This is a genomic window from Trueperaceae bacterium, from assembly GCA_036381035.1.
Taxonomy (GTDB): domain Bacteria; phylum Deinococcota; class Deinococci; order Deinococcales; family Trueperaceae; genus DASRWD01.
The window spans coordinates 16,180-30,469 of sequence record DASVDQ010000021.1 but is presented as its reverse complement, the minus strand read 5'-3'; the positions used below and the strand labels follow the sequence as shown (position 1 = coordinate 30,469).

General features: G+C 72.2%; 10 protein-coding genes. 5 read left to right on the top strand and 5 right to left on the bottom strand.

Features of this window, described 5'->3' with window-relative positions; genetic code table 11:
* The first annotated feature begins 3 nt into the window (after positions 1–3).
* The 4 genes from yidD to prmC are packed head-to-tail and all read left to right on the top strand — an operon-like array spanning position 4 to position 3,454.
* Positions 4–309 carry a membrane protein insertion efficiency factor YidD gene (yidD, locus tag VF202_02530; GenBank protein ID HEX7038970.1) on the top strand — a complete coding sequence of 102 codons (306 nt, stop codon included), beginning with the start codon at positions 4–6 and terminating at the stop codon, positions 307–309.
* The gene (locus VF202_02525; GenBank protein ID HEX7038969.1) at positions 306–1,952 is read left to right on the top strand and encodes a YidC/Oxa1 family membrane protein insertase; all 1,647 of its coding nucleotides are present in this window, start codon (positions 306–308) and stop codon (positions 1,950–1,952) included. Before yidD ends, VF202_02525 begins: the two co-directional genes overlap by 4 nt.
* Before the next feature lie 10 nt (positions 1,953–1,962).
* Positions 1,963–2,568: a R3H domain-containing nucleic acid-binding protein gene (locus VF202_02520; protein ID HEX7038968.1), complete on the top strand. Its 606-nt coding sequence runs from the start codon at positions 1,963–1,965 to the stop codon at positions 2,566–2,568.
* Between the two features lie 10 nt (positions 2,569–2,578).
* Positions 2,579–3,454: a peptide chain release factor N(5)-glutamine methyltransferase gene (prmC, locus tag VF202_02515; GenBank protein ID HEX7038967.1), complete on the top strand. Its 876-nt coding sequence runs from the start codon at positions 2,579–2,581 to the stop codon at positions 3,452–3,454.
* A gap of 254 nt (positions 3,455–3,708) precedes the next feature.
* On the opposite strand, the gene lspA is transcribed toward prmC, so the two are convergent.
* Positions 3,709–4,365, bottom strand: coding sequence for a signal peptidase II (lspA, locus tag VF202_02510; GenBank protein ID HEX7038966.1), 657 nt, complete (start codon positions 4,363–4,365; stop codon positions 3,709–3,711).
* 152 nt (positions 4,366–4,517) lie between these two features.
* Here lspA and VF202_02505 point away from each other — a divergent pair, with 152 nt between their 5' ends.
* Complete coding sequence (locus VF202_02505) at positions 4,518–9,344, top strand: NAD-glutamate dehydrogenase (protein ID HEX7038965.1); 4,827 nt, start codon at positions 4,518–4,520, stop codon at positions 9,342–9,344.
* Between the two features lie 3 nt (positions 9,345–9,347).
* Here the strand turns inward: VF202_02505 and hemW are convergent, their stop codons facing one another.
* From hemW to VF202_02485, 4 genes are all read right to left on the bottom strand, one after another.
* Positions 9,348–10,466, bottom strand: coding sequence for a radical SAM family heme chaperone HemW (gene hemW, locus VF202_02500; protein HEX7038964.1), 1,119 nt, complete (start codon positions 10,464–10,466; stop codon positions 9,348–9,350).
* Between the two features lie 191 nt (positions 10,467–10,657).
* Complete coding sequence (locus VF202_02495) at positions 10,658–12,031, bottom strand: ABC transporter substrate-binding protein (protein HEX7038963.1); 1,374 nt, start codon at positions 12,029–12,031, stop codon at positions 10,658–10,660.
* A gap of 110 nt (positions 12,032–12,141) precedes the next feature.
* Complete coding sequence (locus VF202_02490; GenBank protein HEX7038962.1) at positions 12,142–13,050, bottom strand: carbohydrate ABC transporter permease; 909 nt, start codon at positions 13,048–13,050, stop codon at positions 12,142–12,144.
* Positions 13,043–14,221: a sugar ABC transporter permease gene (locus VF202_02485; GenBank protein ID HEX7038961.1), complete on the bottom strand. Its 1,179-nt coding sequence runs from the start codon at positions 14,219–14,221 to the stop codon at positions 13,043–13,045. The genes VF202_02490 and VF202_02485 overlap by 8 nt, the downstream gene beginning before the upstream one ends.
* Positions 14,222–14,290: the final 69 nt, after the last annotated feature.

Here is a 14,290-nt window from a genome sequence, read left to right as displayed (position 1 = left end):
CGCCTGCTCGCCGACGTCGTCCTCGCCCCGGTGCGCCTCTACCGGCGCTACCTCTCGCCGCTCAAGGCCACGCCGAGCTGCCGCTTCCACCCCACCTGCAGCGAGTACGCGATCCAGGCCGTGGAGACCCACGGCGTCCTCAAGGGCCTGGCCCTGGCGACGTGGCGGGTGCTGCGCTGCCACCCGTTCAACCCGGGGGGCTACGACCCGGTGCCGCCGCGTCGGCGGGGCGAGCCCCACCGCCACGGCGTCGACCACGGCTTCGTGGCGCCGCGCCGCGTCCGCCGCGCCCGCCCGGAGGCACGTTGACAGCGAGACCAGCCCGGCTGGCCCTAGCGGCGGCCATCGTCCTGGCCCTCGTCGCCCCGCCGGCGGCGGCGCGCGAGGCCATCGAGTCCGGCCCGTTCGAGCCGGCCGGCTTCCGCGGCCTCGACGAGGCGCTCGCCACCTGCGAGAGCGCCCAGCCCTCCTTCTTCTGCCACCTCGAGGACGACGAGCTGACGCGCGTGCCCACGAAGGGCGCCGACTTCTTCTTCACGCCGGCCGGGGAGCTGGCCGCCGCGTTCGTGAAGGTCAGGCGCGGCCAGGAGCAGAACGAGTACAACGTCACGGCGGGCAACAACGTGATCCCGTTCGACGCCATCGCGCCCGGCGGCGCGCTGCTCGTAGACGGCGAGTACCTGCCGCCCGAGGACGTCAGCGGCGATTGGGTCCAGACCGACGACGTCACGCTCACGGGCACCTTCACGTACCGGGCCGGCGACCTCCTCGTCGAGAGGACGGTCGTCGTCAGCAGCGTCAGCGAGACGGCCTCCCACACGCTGGTCGTGACCAGGGCCGGCGCCGAGCGGCCCGCGGGCGGGTCGGCCGCCGGTGAGGGCGCGGCCGCCGCTGAGGGCGCCGACGGCGCGGGCGGCGCCGAGGCCCCGACGGGCGCGGGCGAGGTGCTGCTGCAGGTGGCGGCGCCGGGCATCGGGCGCGTGGCCGACCCGGTCGTGAAGGTCGGCTACGGCGAGACGTTCGCCATGAACCCCGGCGAGAGGCCGTTCGGCGACGTCACCTACGTGTCGCTGCAGAAGTCGAACAACAACCGCGAGGAGGCGATCATCCTCCTCCCGCGCGACGAGGGCGCGACCCTCGAGGGCGCCTTCCTGCGCCCGAACTTCGGGGTCCTGCAGGCGCCGCTGCCGGCCGACGAGGACGCGGTCACCCTGGCCGTGGACCTCTACGCCGGGCCCAACGAGCTGGTGCGCTACACGCAGGAGGGCTACCTCGACCTGCCCGGCCTTTTCAACCCGAACATCCTCGGGCGGCTCTCGCTCCTCGTGGTGCGTCTGCTGGAGTTCATCCACGACTACGTGCCGAGCTGGGGCCTGTCGATCATCGTGCTCACGCTGCTGTTCAGGGCCGTGATCTGGCCGCTGATCAGCACGCAGACGAAGTCGATGTTCGGCATGCAGGCCCTCCAGCCGAAGCTGCAGGAGCTGCAGAAGAAGTACAAGGACGACCGCGAGAAGCTGACGCAGGAGACGATGAAGCTCTACCGCGAGGCGGGCGTGAACCCCGCCGGCGGGTGCCTCCCGATCCTCGTGCAGATGCCGCTGTTCCTGATCCTGTGGCGCGTGTTCGTGAACTTCGAGTTCGCCGAGGGCTTCATCTGGATCCCCGACCTCGGCCGGGCCGACCCCACCTTCATACTGCCGATCCTCTACGTGGCCGTCATGGTCGCGATGTCGTACTTCTCGTCGCGGGCCAACCCGCAGCAGATGCGGCAGTCGATGATCATCAACGTGGTCTTCGGCATCATCATCTTCGGCTTCCCGGCGGGCGTGCTGCTCTACTATGTGGTGTCCATGCTGGTACAGGTGTTCCAGTACTGGCTGCTCTACCGGGGCAGGAGCGCCCCGGCCGGCGCGACACCGGCGCTGGCGACCGGCAAGCGCGGCAAGTGAGGCCACCTAGATGAGCGATTCCGATCTGGACCGGTACCTCGAGGGCATCGGCATCAACGTCGGGGAGGACGACGCCGCCCCCGAGGTCCTCGAGCGCCTCGACGACGCCGAGCCGGAGCTCGAGGAGTTCGACGTCGCCGCCTACGACGCGGCGATCGTCGTGCAGGGCGACCCCGCCGAGCGCGCCGAGACGTTCCTCGTGAACCTCCTGCTGAACATCGACCCCGCCTACGCCGTCGAGGTGGACGGCGTCACCGACGAGGAGGTCTTCATCGAGGTCTACGGCGGGGACCCGGGCAAGATCATCGGCCGCGCCGGACGCACGCTGGCGGCGCTGGAGTACGTGACCAACGCCGTCGTGAACCGCGAGGGCGGGCGTCCCGTGCGCGTGAACATCGACGTGGGGGGCTACAAGCGCCGCCGCGACGCCAGGCTGCGCGAGACCGCGCTCGCCGCGGCCGCCCGCGTGCGCAAGAGCGGCGTCGCCGTCGAGCTCGAGCCCATGACGGCCGCCGAGCGCCGCGTCGTGCACATGGCGCTGGCGGAGGAGTCCGGGGTCACCACGGAATCGACGGGCGAGGGCGCCGAGCGGCGCGTGGTCGTCAAGCCCGTCTGAGAGAGACGCCTTGAGCGCAGGCGCAGGCCGCCGCGCCGACACCGTCGGGGCGGCGCTCGCCTACGGCGAGGAGCGCCTGGCGTCCGCCGGCGTGGACAGCCCCGCCGCCGACGCCGCGCGGGTCCTCGGCCACGTCCTCGGCCTGTCGCGCACCGAGCTCCTCGTTCGCCGCGGCGACGCCCTGACCGAGCCGCAGCGCGCCGCGTTCCTGGCGCTGCTGGCACGGCGGGAGCGGCGCGAGCCGCTGCAGCTCGTGCTCGGCGAGGCGACGTTCCTCGACCTCACGTTGTCGGTGGCGCCCGGCGTGCTCCTGCCGCGGCCCGAGACCGAGCGCCTCGTCGAGCTGGCGCTCACGGAGCTGGCGGACGACCCGCCCGGACCGGGCGACGTGCTCCTCGACGTGGGCACGGGCAGCGGCGCGATCGCGCTGGCGCTCAAGCGCGCGCACCCGCGGGCGGAGGTGTGGGCTACCGACGTCTCGGCGGACGCGCTGGCGCTGGCGCGGCGGAACGCCGAGGCGCTGGGGCTGCCTCTCGAGGTGAGGCACTCCGACCTGCTCGCCGACCCTGACGTGCGCGCGGCCGCCGGACGAGCCGTCGCCGTGGTGTCGAACCCGCCCTACCTGCCCGCGTCGGACCGGGACGCGGTGCCGCCCGAGGTCGCGGCCGAGCCGGCCGCGGCGCTCTTCGCCGGCGTGGACGGGCTCGACGTGGCCAGGCGGCTGGCGGCGCAGCTGGCGGAGGCGCTGCGCCCCGGCGCCCTCGTCGCCCTGGAGCTCGACCCGCGCAACGTGAGGGCCCTCGCCGCTGAGCTGCGCGGCTGGGGCGGCGTGCGCGTCGAGGAGGACCTCGCGGGCCGCGAGAGGTTCGTGGTCGCCAGGCGGTAGGCGGCTCCCGGACGCTCCGCCGGCCGCCCTGGGCACGTCGAGTGGCTGGTCCGGCGCGGGCCCACCGGGCTGTAAGCCGTGCGGCAGCGCGCTAGAGCACCACTGCCCTCTCGAGGTCGCCGTGCTCGGGCTAGCGTCGACGATGTCCGGGTGACTCGACGCCCGCGCCGGGGATGGAACGGCGCGCTGTCGCGGAGCCCTAGCGCCCGGAGGACGCTGGCGTAGATGCCGATCCCGACGCCGCAGTCACCGCCTCACTCCGCCTCGGAAGCGCGGCGCAGCGGCGGCAGCTCGGGGAGCTCGTCGAGGGGGCGCTTGCGCTCGCGGGCCGTCCTGGGGTGGTTCGGCGCCGGGCGGGCGGCGTAGGTGACGGGCTCGTCCTCCTCCGAGGTGTCGTAGCCGCTCGGCTCCGGCTCCGCTTCGCCGGCGCCGGCGCGCGGTCCGCGCAGGCCGGAGAGCAGCAGCAGCGCCGCGCCCACGACGATGCAGGCGTCGGCGACGTTGAACACGGGGAAGCTGAAGCCGCCGCTGCGCAGGTGCACGAAGTCGACGACGTACCCGATGCGCAGGCGGTCGATCATGTTCCCGACCGCGCCGGCGAGCACGAGGCCGAGGGCCACGCGCTGCAGCGCCGCGAGCCGGCGGCCGTGCGTGGCGAGGTAGACGACGAGCACGAGGGCGACGACGCCCGAGAGCAGGCCGAGCAGCCTGGTGCCGTCGATGTGCAGGCCGAGGACCGTGAGGTCGATGTCCCGCAGGATCCCGAAGGCCGCGCCGTTGTTGCGCGTGTGGGTGATGCCGAGGCCGGGGAGGACGGGGATGTCCGCCTGGTTCAGCGGGAGGTTCCTGGCGATCCAGGCCTTGCTGAGCTGGTCGACAGCGACCAAGAGGGCCGCCAGGAGAAGCGTCATCGCGCCCGAGTATAGTCCTCGCGCCGGCGCGGGTAGCGCCCGCGCGCCGGCGTTCTCCCGGGTGAGAAGCCGTCTACGCGGCCGCCGGCGGGCCGGGGATATGGTGGCCCCAACGACGCTGAGGGCCTCTCTCGGCCCCGGGAGTGATCTGCATGGCGGCAACGGTGGACCTCGTGCGCCAGCACATCGGCCGCGGCGACGCGGCGGCCGAGGCGGGGCTGCTCGAGCGCTTCGTGACGGCGCTGTTCGACAAGGCGGAGGAGGGCTTCGCCGCGCAGTTCGACGGCGCCGACCTCTACGCGATGGCCGTGGACGGTCTCGAGTTCCTGCGGGAGCTCGCCGGCGTGTTCAAGGTCGAGGTGCTCAACCCGACGAGGGCGGCGAACGGCTGGGAGTCGCCCTTCACGGTCGTCCGCCTGGTGATGACGGACAGGCCCTTCATCGTCGACTCGGTCCAGGCCGAGGTCGCGAGGCAGGGGCTCGAGCTCGCCTACCAGCTCCACCCGATCCTCGACGTCGTCCGCGACGAGCGGGGCCGCCTCGTCGACGTCGACGGCGACGCCGGCGGGCGTCCCGAGGCGTTCGAGATGTTCTTCGTCGAGCGCGTCGAGGGCGCGGCGCTGCGGCGGCTGCGGAACCGGGTCAAGGCCGTCCTGCACGACGTCTACCGCGCCACCCGCGACTACTTGCCGATGCAGGAGCGCTCGCGGGAGGCCGTCGACTACCTCCTCGTCCTGGCCCGGTCGGGCGTGCAGCCGGCGGCGGGCATCAAGGCCGACGAGGTGGGCAGCGACCTCGAGGACGAGCTCGAGGAGTACGCCGAGTTCATCAGGTGGCTCCTCGACGAGAACTTCGTCTACCTCGGCTACCGCGAGTACGAGCTCAAGGACGTGGGGGGCGAGCCGCACCTGCAGGTGAGGCGCGGCACCGGCCTCGGCATCCTGTCGGACGACGCCGACAGCCGCTACAGGGAGCCGGTGGCCGTCTCCGGGTTGCCGAGGCAGCTCCGCCAGCGGGTGGTCGGCGGCCGGCTGCTCGTCGTGACGAAGACGAACTCGGAGGCCACCGTCCACCGCGCCAGGCGCATGGACTACGTGGGCGTCAAGGAGCTGGGCGACGGCGGCGAGGTCGTCGGCGAGCGGCGCTTCCTGGGCCTGTTCACCAGCAAGGCGCAGAACACGCCCGTCGACGCGATACCCATACTCCGGCGCAAGCTGCGGCAGGTCCTCGAGCTCGACGAGGCGGTCCCGGGCAGCCACGACTACAAGGCCATCGTGTCGGCGTTCAACTCGCTGCCGCGCGAGGAGCTGTTCGGCGCCGACCCCGAGCAGCTCCACAAGGACATCCGCGCGATCCTCTCGCCGGGGGAGGAGCGCGGCGCGCGTCTGCGCCTGCGGGCCGACCCCCTGAAGCGCGGGATCCTCGCCATGGTCGTCATGCCCCGCGAGAGCTTCAACAGCCAGGTCAGGCAGCGCATACAGGAGTACCTGCAGCGGTCGCTCTCCGCCACGCACGTCGACTACCGGCTGGCGCTCTCGGAGGACCAGGACCACGCCAGGTTCCACTTCTACTTCGCCACCGACGTCGAGCTCGAGGACGTCGACGTCAAGGAGCTCGAGCGGAACGTGGCCCGGCTGTCGCGCAGCTGGCGCGAGGAGCTGCAGGAGCGCCTGATCGAGAGGTTCGGCGAGGCCGAGGGCCGCGCCCTGGCCCGCCGCTACGGCGGCGCCTTCGACGAGGGCTACTACGCCGAGGTGAGGCCGGCCCGCGCCGTCCAGGACATCGCGAACCTCGAGCGCCTCGGGCCCGGCGAGACGGGCTTCGACCTCGTGGACGACGAGGAGGACCGCGAGGCCACGGTCCTCGTCTACTACCCGGCCGGCCGCAGGCGGGCGCTGTCTGACGTGCTGCCCATGCTCGAGAACCTGGGCCTGAGGGTCGTCGACCAGAACCCCTACGACGTCGCGCTCGATGGCGGCGAGCGCGCCGTGGACGTCTACCGCGTCACCGACATGGAGGGCCGGCGGCTCGACGTGGCGCGCGACGAGGAGAGGCTCATCGCGGCGCTGCGGGCGCTGGCCTCCGGCGAGGCCGAGAACGACGCCCTCAACCGGCTCGTGCTCTACGCCGGCCTCACGATCAGGCAGGTCGCGCTGCTGCGGGCGTACCAGATGTACTACTCGCAGCTCAACCTCGTGACCAGCCCGGCGTTCGTCACCGCCACGCTGCTGGCGCACCCCGACGTGGCGCGGCTGCTCGTCGAGTACTTCGAGCGCCGCTTCGACCCCGCCTTCGCGGGCGGCGGCGACGCGCCGCTGGCCCCGCGGGAGCGGGCGCCCCACCTGGCGGAGGCGGCCGACGCCGTCCGCGGGGCGCTCTCCACGGTCGCGTCGCTGGCCGGGGACCAGGCGCTGAGGGGCCTGCTCGACCTGATGGAGGCGACGGTCCGCACGAACTACTACCTGGGCCACGCCCGCATCAGCTTCAAGATCGACTCGCGCAAGGTGGGCAGCATGCCGGAGCCGCGGCCCCTCTACGAGATCGGCGTGCACTCGCCCACGGTCGAGGGCACGCACCTGCGCGGCGGCAAGGTCGCCCGCGGCGGGATCCGCTGGTCGGACCGGCCCGACGACTTCCGCACCGAGGTGCTCGGCCTCATGAAGACGCAGATGACGAAGAACGCCGTCATCGTGCCCGTGGGGTCGAAGGGCGGCTTCGTCGTCAAGCGCGCGCCGGCGGACCCGGCCGCGCTGCGCGAGCACGTGAGGGCGCAGTACCAGGAGTACATCCGCGGGCTCCTCGACGTCACCGACAACGTCGTCGACGGCGAGACCGTGCACCCTCGCGGCGTGCTCGTCTACGACGAGCCGGACCCGTACCTCGTGGTCGCGGCTGACAAGGGCACGGCCACCTTCTCCGACCTCGCCAACGCCACCGCGGCCGAGTACGACTTCTGGCTCGGCGACGCGTTCGCCTCGGGCGGCTCGGCCGGCTACGACCACAAGGGCATGGGCATCACGGCCCGCGGCGCCTGGGAGTGCGTGAAGCGCCACTTCGCCGAGATGGGCCTGAACGTCTTCCGCGACGAGTTCACGGTCGTCGGGATCGGCGACATGTCGGGCGACGTCTTCGGCAACGGCATGCTCTACACCGACAAGATCAGGCTCGTCGCGGCCTTCGACCACAGGCACGTGTTCGTCGACCCCGACCCCGACCCCGCGCGGTCGTACGCCGAGCGGAGGCGCCTCTTCGAGCTGCCGCGCTCGTCGTGGGACGACTACGACAGGAGCCTGATCAGCCCCGGCGGGGGCGTGTTCGAGCGCGGCGCCAAGCGCATCGCCGTGACGCCCGAGATGAAGCGCGCGCTGGGCATAGACGCCGACGAGCTCTCCGGGCCCGAGCTGATCAGGGCCGTGCTGCGCGCGCCCGTCGACCTGCTGTGGAACGGCGGCATCGGCACGTACGTGAAGGCGTCAGCCGAGCGGCACGCCGAGGTCGGGGACTCGGCGAACGACGCCGTGCGCGTCGACGCCGGCGAGCTGCGCTGCAAGGTCGTCGGCGAGGGCGGGAACCTCGGGTTCACGCAGCTGGCCCGCATCGAGTACGCGCGCGCCGGCGGGCGCATCGACACCGACGCGATCCACAACTCGGCCGGCGTGGACACCTCCGACCACGAGGTGAACATCAAGATCTGCCTCGCGCCCCTGCTGCGGGCGGGGCGCCTGAGCCGCGAGGAGCGCGACGCCCTCCTCGCCGAGATGCAGGACGACGTGGCCCGGCTGGTCCTGCGGGACAACGACAGGCAGTCGCAGGCGATAAGCCTGGCGCTCAGGTCGTCCGCCTCCGACCAGGAGCTGTTCGGCTCGCTGCTCGACTACCTCGTCGAGTCGGCGGGCCTCGACAGGAGCGTCGAGTTCCTGCCGACCGCGCGCCAGCTCGCCGAGCGCCGCGCCGAGGGCGTGACCTTCACGCGCCCCGAGCTGGCCGTGATGCTCGCCTACGTGAAGATGGGCCTCTACCGTCGGCTGCTCGAGACCGACCTGCCCGACGACCCGCAGCTCGCCCATTACCTGCGCGACTACTTCCCTGCCGTCCTGCGGGAGCGCTTCCCGGACGCGGTAGCGGCGCACCAGCTGCGGCGCGAGATCACCGCCACGCAGATCACGAACGCGGTCGTCGACCTGCTCGGCGTCGAGTTCGTGCACCGCGCGGTGCGCCAGAACGGCGCCACCCCCGTCGAGGTCGTCCGCGCCGCCCTGGCGGCCATGGAGCTGCTGCACACGCTCGCCTTCGCCGAGGAGCTGCAGGCGCGCGACGAGGAGCTGCCGCCCGAGGCCTCCTACGCCGCGCTCCGCGCCATGGGGCAGGCCGTCGAGGGCGTCGTGGGCTGGCTGCTCGCCACCGACCAGGCGCGGCGGCCGCTCGGCGAGGTCGTGGACGCCTACGGCGGCGCGCTGGACGCGCTGCGCCGCGACCTGGAGGGCTTCCTGCCGGCGGCCGAGAAGCGGCGCTTCCGCGCCAGCGTCAAGCACTACGTCAAGGCCGGCCACGACGAGGCGACGGCGGCGAGCGTCGCCGGGCTCGAGTACGTGCCGGCCGGCATGGGGCTCGTGGAGGCGGCGCGCGCCGCCGGCGCCGAGCTGGAGGTGGCCGCCACGGCGTTCTTCGCCCTCGGCGACAGGCTCGCGCTGGGCCAGCTCCGCGACGCCCTGCGCGCCCTGCCCGCCCAGGGGAAGTGGGAGAAGATCGCCCAGACGGGCATCGTCATGGACCTGCGCGCCGCGCAGCAGCGGCTCACCGCCGCCTACCTGCGTGCCGCGCGGGAGGAGCCGCGCCTGACCGTCGACGCGTTCGTCGCGCGCCAGCCGTTCGCGAAGCGCTACGACGCCGCGGTACGGGAGCTGCGCCTGCCGGGAGAGCTGAGCCTCGCCGGCGGGGCGGTCCTCGCGCGGCTGCTCTCACTGGCGCCGGCGGCCTGAGGCCTAAGCGGCGGCGGACCGGCGCGTGGCGACGAACGCGCGCAGGACCGCGTCGAGCCGCACGAGGCCGGCGGGCGTGGCCGCGAGGCGCCGCCCCTCCAGCGCCAGCAGGCCGTGGGACAGGCAGTCCTCGAGCCAGCGCGCGGCCCCCGACTCCACGGCGTAGCCCGTGAACGACTCGAGGGCGGCGAGGTCGACCCCCTCGAGCGTGCGCAGGCCGGTCATAAGCCTCTCGAGGACCACGTCGTCGGCCGTGAGCACCTCCGTCTCCGGCGGCTCGCCGGCCAGCCAGCCCTTGAGCGGCGGGTTCCTCAGGCGGACGCCGAAGCCGTCGCCGCCGGGCAGGTGGGACGCCGCTGAGGGCCCGGCGCCGAGGTAGTGGCCGCCGCGCCAGTACACGAGGTTGTGCAGCGACTCCTCGCCGGGGACGGCGTGGTTGCTCACCTCGTAGCGGCGGAGGCCGGCGCGGGAGAGGACCGCGGCGGCGAGCTCGAAGGCGGCGGCGTCGACCTCCTCGTCGACGGTGACGCCGCGCAGCGCGAAGGGCGTGTGCGGCTCCACGGTGAGCGAGTAGACGGAGACGTGCTTGGCTCCCGCCCCCACGACCCTCGACAGGTCGAGCTCCAGGTCCTGCCCCGCGATCGCCGCCATGACGTCGACGTTCACGCGCAGGCCGCTGGCCAGGGCCGTCTCCACGGCGGCGAGGCCCTGCGCGCCGTCGTGCAGCCGGCCGAGGAACGAGAGCACGCGGTCCTGGGTCGACTGCAGCCCGATCGACAGGCGCGTGACGCCCAGCGCGCCGAACGAGGCGAGCCGCTCGGCGTCGAAGGTGAGGGGGTCGGCCTCGAGGGTCGTCTCGCGCCGCCCGGGCCCCCCGAACGCCCGCAGGGCCGCGAACACCCGCTCCAGCTCGTCGTCGCGCAGGTGCGAGGGCGTGCCGCCGCCGAGGTAGAGCGTGTCTAGCGGTCCGCCGTGCTCGGCGGCCAGCTCCGCCAGCTCGGCCTCGAGCCGGGCTACGTAGCGCGCCGCCAGCCCCTCGTGCCTGAGCATCTTGTGGAAGTCGCAGTAGGGGCAGACGCTCGGGCAGAACGGGACGTGCACGTAGAGGGAGAGGGCGGCCATGCCAGCCGAGGTTACCGGGCGGACGCGCCGCGGCCGGTGGCGCGGCAGCGGACGCGACGGGTGGCAGCCGCCGCCGCGGCGGGCGCGGAGCGAGGCGGCGCCCTCCGCGGCGGACGAGGCGTGGGAGCGCCCGCGATAGAGCGGGGCGGCGCCCGACGGGCGCCGCCCCATGCCTCAGACCGGTGCGCGGGTCAGGGCAGCTCGGCCATCTGCTCGGCGAGGATCTCGTTGGCCTCCTCGTTGAGCTCGGTCAGGGCCTCCTGCACGTCGAGGTCGGGGTTCGTGACGATGTCCACCATCGTCGAGGTCACGATGTCGCGGACGAAGTCGTAGCCGGGCACGGGCGGCTCGGCGACGCCGTAGGGCAGCAGGTTGAAGGCGACCTCGTAGCCGGGGACCGCCTCGAAGACCGGGCCGAGGTTCGCCGCCACGCTCTGCCGCACCGGGAAGTACTGGCTGGCCGCGGCCCACTCGGCCTGCGCCTCTGGGCCCGTGTAGTACTTCAGGAAGATCCAGGCGGCCAGCGTCTCCTCGGGGCTGTGGCCCGCGGGCAGGCTGACGGAGGCGCCGTAGATGTTCATGACCGGGTCCTCGGTCGTGTGCGGGATCGCCGCCACGCTCCACTGGTGGCCCGAGCCCTCCTCGACAGCGCTGGCGTAGAACGGCAGGCCCGAGGACGAACCGACCGTGAAGAGGGTGCGTCCGGCGCCGAAGTTCGTCTGGTCGCCGAACTGCTCGGTCGTCACCGCGCCGCAGCCGTCCGCGAAGAGCTGCTGCAGGAACGTCATCGCCTCCACGGCGGCGGGGGAGTCGTAGGTGAAGCGGCTCTCCTCGTAGTCGAAGACGTCGCCGCCGTGGGCGAAGGTCCACGAGGCGAAGCGGCTGGCGTCGGGGGCGAGCTCGTAGCCGATGCTGGCGCCCTCGGCCGTGGCGCCGGAGAACGGGTGCTCGGTGGCGGCGCAGGCGGCCTGCCTGAACTGCTCGGGGGTGGTGGGCGGTCCGTCGAAGTCGATGTAGCCGCCCTCGCGCAGCTCGGCCAGCCAGTCGATGTTGTAGTAGAGCATCTCCATCGAGCGGTTCGGCGCGATGCCGAGGCGCTTGTCGTCGAAGCTCGGGAAGACGTCGGAGTTCCAGAAGCCGGGGAAGAAGTCGGCGATGTCCTCCTCGCTCAGGCCCCAGCGCTCCGACTCGACGAGCGGGTTCAGGTCGACGAGCCCGTCGACGAGCTGGTAGGTGGCGGCCTGGTTCTGGTAGGCGACCACGATGTTGGGCGTGTCGGAGGTGCCGAGCAGGGCGAGCATCTTCTGGAAGATGTCGCCGTAGCCGCCCTGGTACTCGGCGACCACGGTGATGCCGTACTCGTTCGTCTCGTTGAACTCCGCGATGATCTCCTGCAGCGCGGTCTCGCGCTCCTGAGTGTGCTGGTGCCAGAACGTGACGGTCTGGCCGCTGGGGTCGACGCTGTCCCAGTCGACCCCCTCGAGGCTCTCCTGCGCCGTGGCGGCGCCCGCGAGCGCGAGCAGAGTGACTAGGACCGCTACCGGGAAGTGTGCCCTTGGCTTCATCTGCGCTCCTTCTCCCTTGCGGGCCGAGTTCGGCCCCGTGGACGTTGCCTCTCGCCTTGATGTTAGTCGCGCGTTGCTGGCCTGAGTATCGCGTGCTGGTCCCGGCTTCATCACCCCTTCAGGCCCGAGGTGGCTATGCCCTCGGTGAACTGCTTCTGCGTCACGAAGTAGACGACTAGCACGGGCAGGACCGTGATGACGGCCCCGGCCATCAGCAGGTGGGTCTCCGGCCCGGCCTCGGAGATGAACGTGTAGAGGCCCACGCCCAACGGGCGCCACGTGGGCGTGGTGGTGACGAGCAACGGCCACAGGAACTCGTTCCACGACGTCACGAAGGTGAGCAGCGTGGCCGTCATCATGACGGGCTTGCTCATCGGCACGACCACGGAGGTGAGGAAGCGCAGGTGCCCGGCGCCGTCGATGCGCGCGGCGTCGTAGAGCTCGTGCGGGATGCCCAGGAAGAACTGCCTGAACAGGAAGATGATGAAGGCCGTCGACATGAAGGGCACCGTGAGGGCCGGCAGGGTGTTGAGCCAGCTCCCCCACGGGATCACCTCGCCCCTGATCATGAGGAAGTTGGGCAGGAACGTCACGGTGCCGGGGATCATCAGCGTGGCGAGCAGCACGAGGAAGATCGCGTCGCGTCCCGGGAACTCGATGCGCGCGAAGGCGTAGCCGGCGAGCGTGCAGGTGACGAGCACGCCGGCGATCACCAGCGCCGTGATGATCACGCTGTTGCGGAAGTAGAGGGCGAAGTCGGCCTCCGACCAGGCCGTCCGGTAGTTCGACCACTGCGGCGAACGGGGCAGCAGCCGCCTGTTGATCGTCTCGCCGAGGGTCATGAGGCTGGTCGAGACCATGTAGAGGAACGGGCTCATCGACACGACCGCGCCGATCAGCAGCGCGAGGTAGACGGGCAGGTGCGCGAGCCTGAACTCGTAGGGCTCGCGCGCCGCGGCGGCGGTCCGCACGGTCCGCGGCGGTTCGGCGGCCACGGTCCCCAGCGCCTGCTCAGACACCGACGACCCTCCGCCCGAAGAAGCGGTTCTGCAGCAGCGTGAGGATGAGGATGATCACGAAGAGGATCACCGACTGCGCCGCGGCGAGGCTGAAGTTGTTGCGGCCGTAGAAGGTGTCGAAGATCACTATGGACGCGGTGTCGACGGCGTCCCTCGTGCTGGGCGAGCGCATGACGTAGATGTGCGTGAACGCCTGGAACGTGCCGATGAAGCCCAGCACCGTCAGGTAGAACGTCACGGGCGAGAGCAGCGGCACCGTGATGTGCCTGAACTGCTGCAGGCGCGTGGCGCCGTCGATGGCCGCCGCCTCGTAGAGCTGCTTGGGGATGTTGCCGAGGCCGGCGAGGAAGATCACGGCGTTGTAGCCGGTGTAGGTCCAGACGCCGAAGACGATCACCGTCACCAGCGCCAGCGACGGGCCGGCCCAGAAGCCGGAGGGGTCGATCCCCAGCCTGTCGAAGAGGCCGCCGAAGAGCACCTCGGTGATGGGCCGCGTCTCGAACAGCCACTGCTGCGGCGGGAGGCCGAGCCACTCGAGGACCGTGTTGGCGGGACGCTCGGGCCGCGGGCTGAAGATGTTGCGGAACACGGCCGCGGCCGCCACCGCCGGCGTGACGTAGGGCAGGAAGTAGAGCATGCGGAACAGCTCCTGCCCGCGCAGGTTCTGGAACAGCAGCGTGGCGATGACCAGGGCCAGCACGATCTGCACGGGCACCGAGCCGAAGCCGTAGTAGACGGTGCGGGTCAGCCCGGCCAGGAAGCGGCGGTCCCCCTCCGCCGTCATCAGGCGCCAGCCGAGCGAGACGGACACGCCGGAGCCGAGTAGCACGAGCGCTCCCAGGAGACGACCGACGAGGGGGACGGTGCCCTCGTCGCGCCTGAAGGCGTCGGTCCACAGCCAGTGCGCGGCCAGGACCAGGAGCAGCCCGCCGAAGAACGCCAGCGCGCCCCACCAGTCGCCGAGGACGTCGCGGTAGTTCTCGAGCCCGATGAAGGCGCCCCGGCGGATGCGCCAGCGGTGCAGGCTCATGTAGATCGCGTAGCCGATGGGGAAGATCCCGAAGACGCCGATGATCAGCGTCGCCGGCAGGACGAAGAGGTACCCGGTGAGCCACTCGCGGCGCCGGAAGGCGGAGACGCGCGGCCTCCCGACGCGCGCGGCCGCCCGCATGCGCTAGCCCTCCCCCGGACCGCCGGCGCGGCCCAGGGGCTGTTGGCGGCTTGGCGTCATGGCAACTTC

What these genes read in the sequence shown, in the direction of transcription:
- VF202_02520 (HEX7038968.1), top strand. Translation starts at nt 1,963, where the DNA reads ATGAGCGATTCCGATCTGGACCGGTACCTCGAGGGCATCGGCATCAAC.
- lspA (HEX7038966.1), bottom strand. Translation starts at nt 4,365, where the DNA reads ATGACGCTTCTCCTGGCGGCCCTCTTGGTCGCTGTCGACCAGCTCAGC.
- VF202_02505 (HEX7038965.1), top strand. Translation starts at nt 4,518, where the DNA reads ATGGCGGCAACGGTGGACCTCGTGCGCCAGCACATCGGCCGCGGCGAC.
- hemW (HEX7038964.1), bottom strand. Translation starts at nt 10,466, where the DNA reads ATGGCCGCCCTCTCCCTCTACGTGCACGTCCCGTTCTGCCCGAGCGTC.
- VF202_02495 (HEX7038963.1), bottom strand. Translation starts at nt 12,031, where the DNA reads ATGAAGCCAAGGGCACACTTCCCGGTAGCGGTCCTAGTCACTCTGCTC.
- VF202_02485 (HEX7038961.1), bottom strand. Translation starts at nt 14,221, where the DNA reads ATGCGGGCGGCCGCGCGCGTCGGGAGGCCGCGCGTCTCCGCCTTCCGG.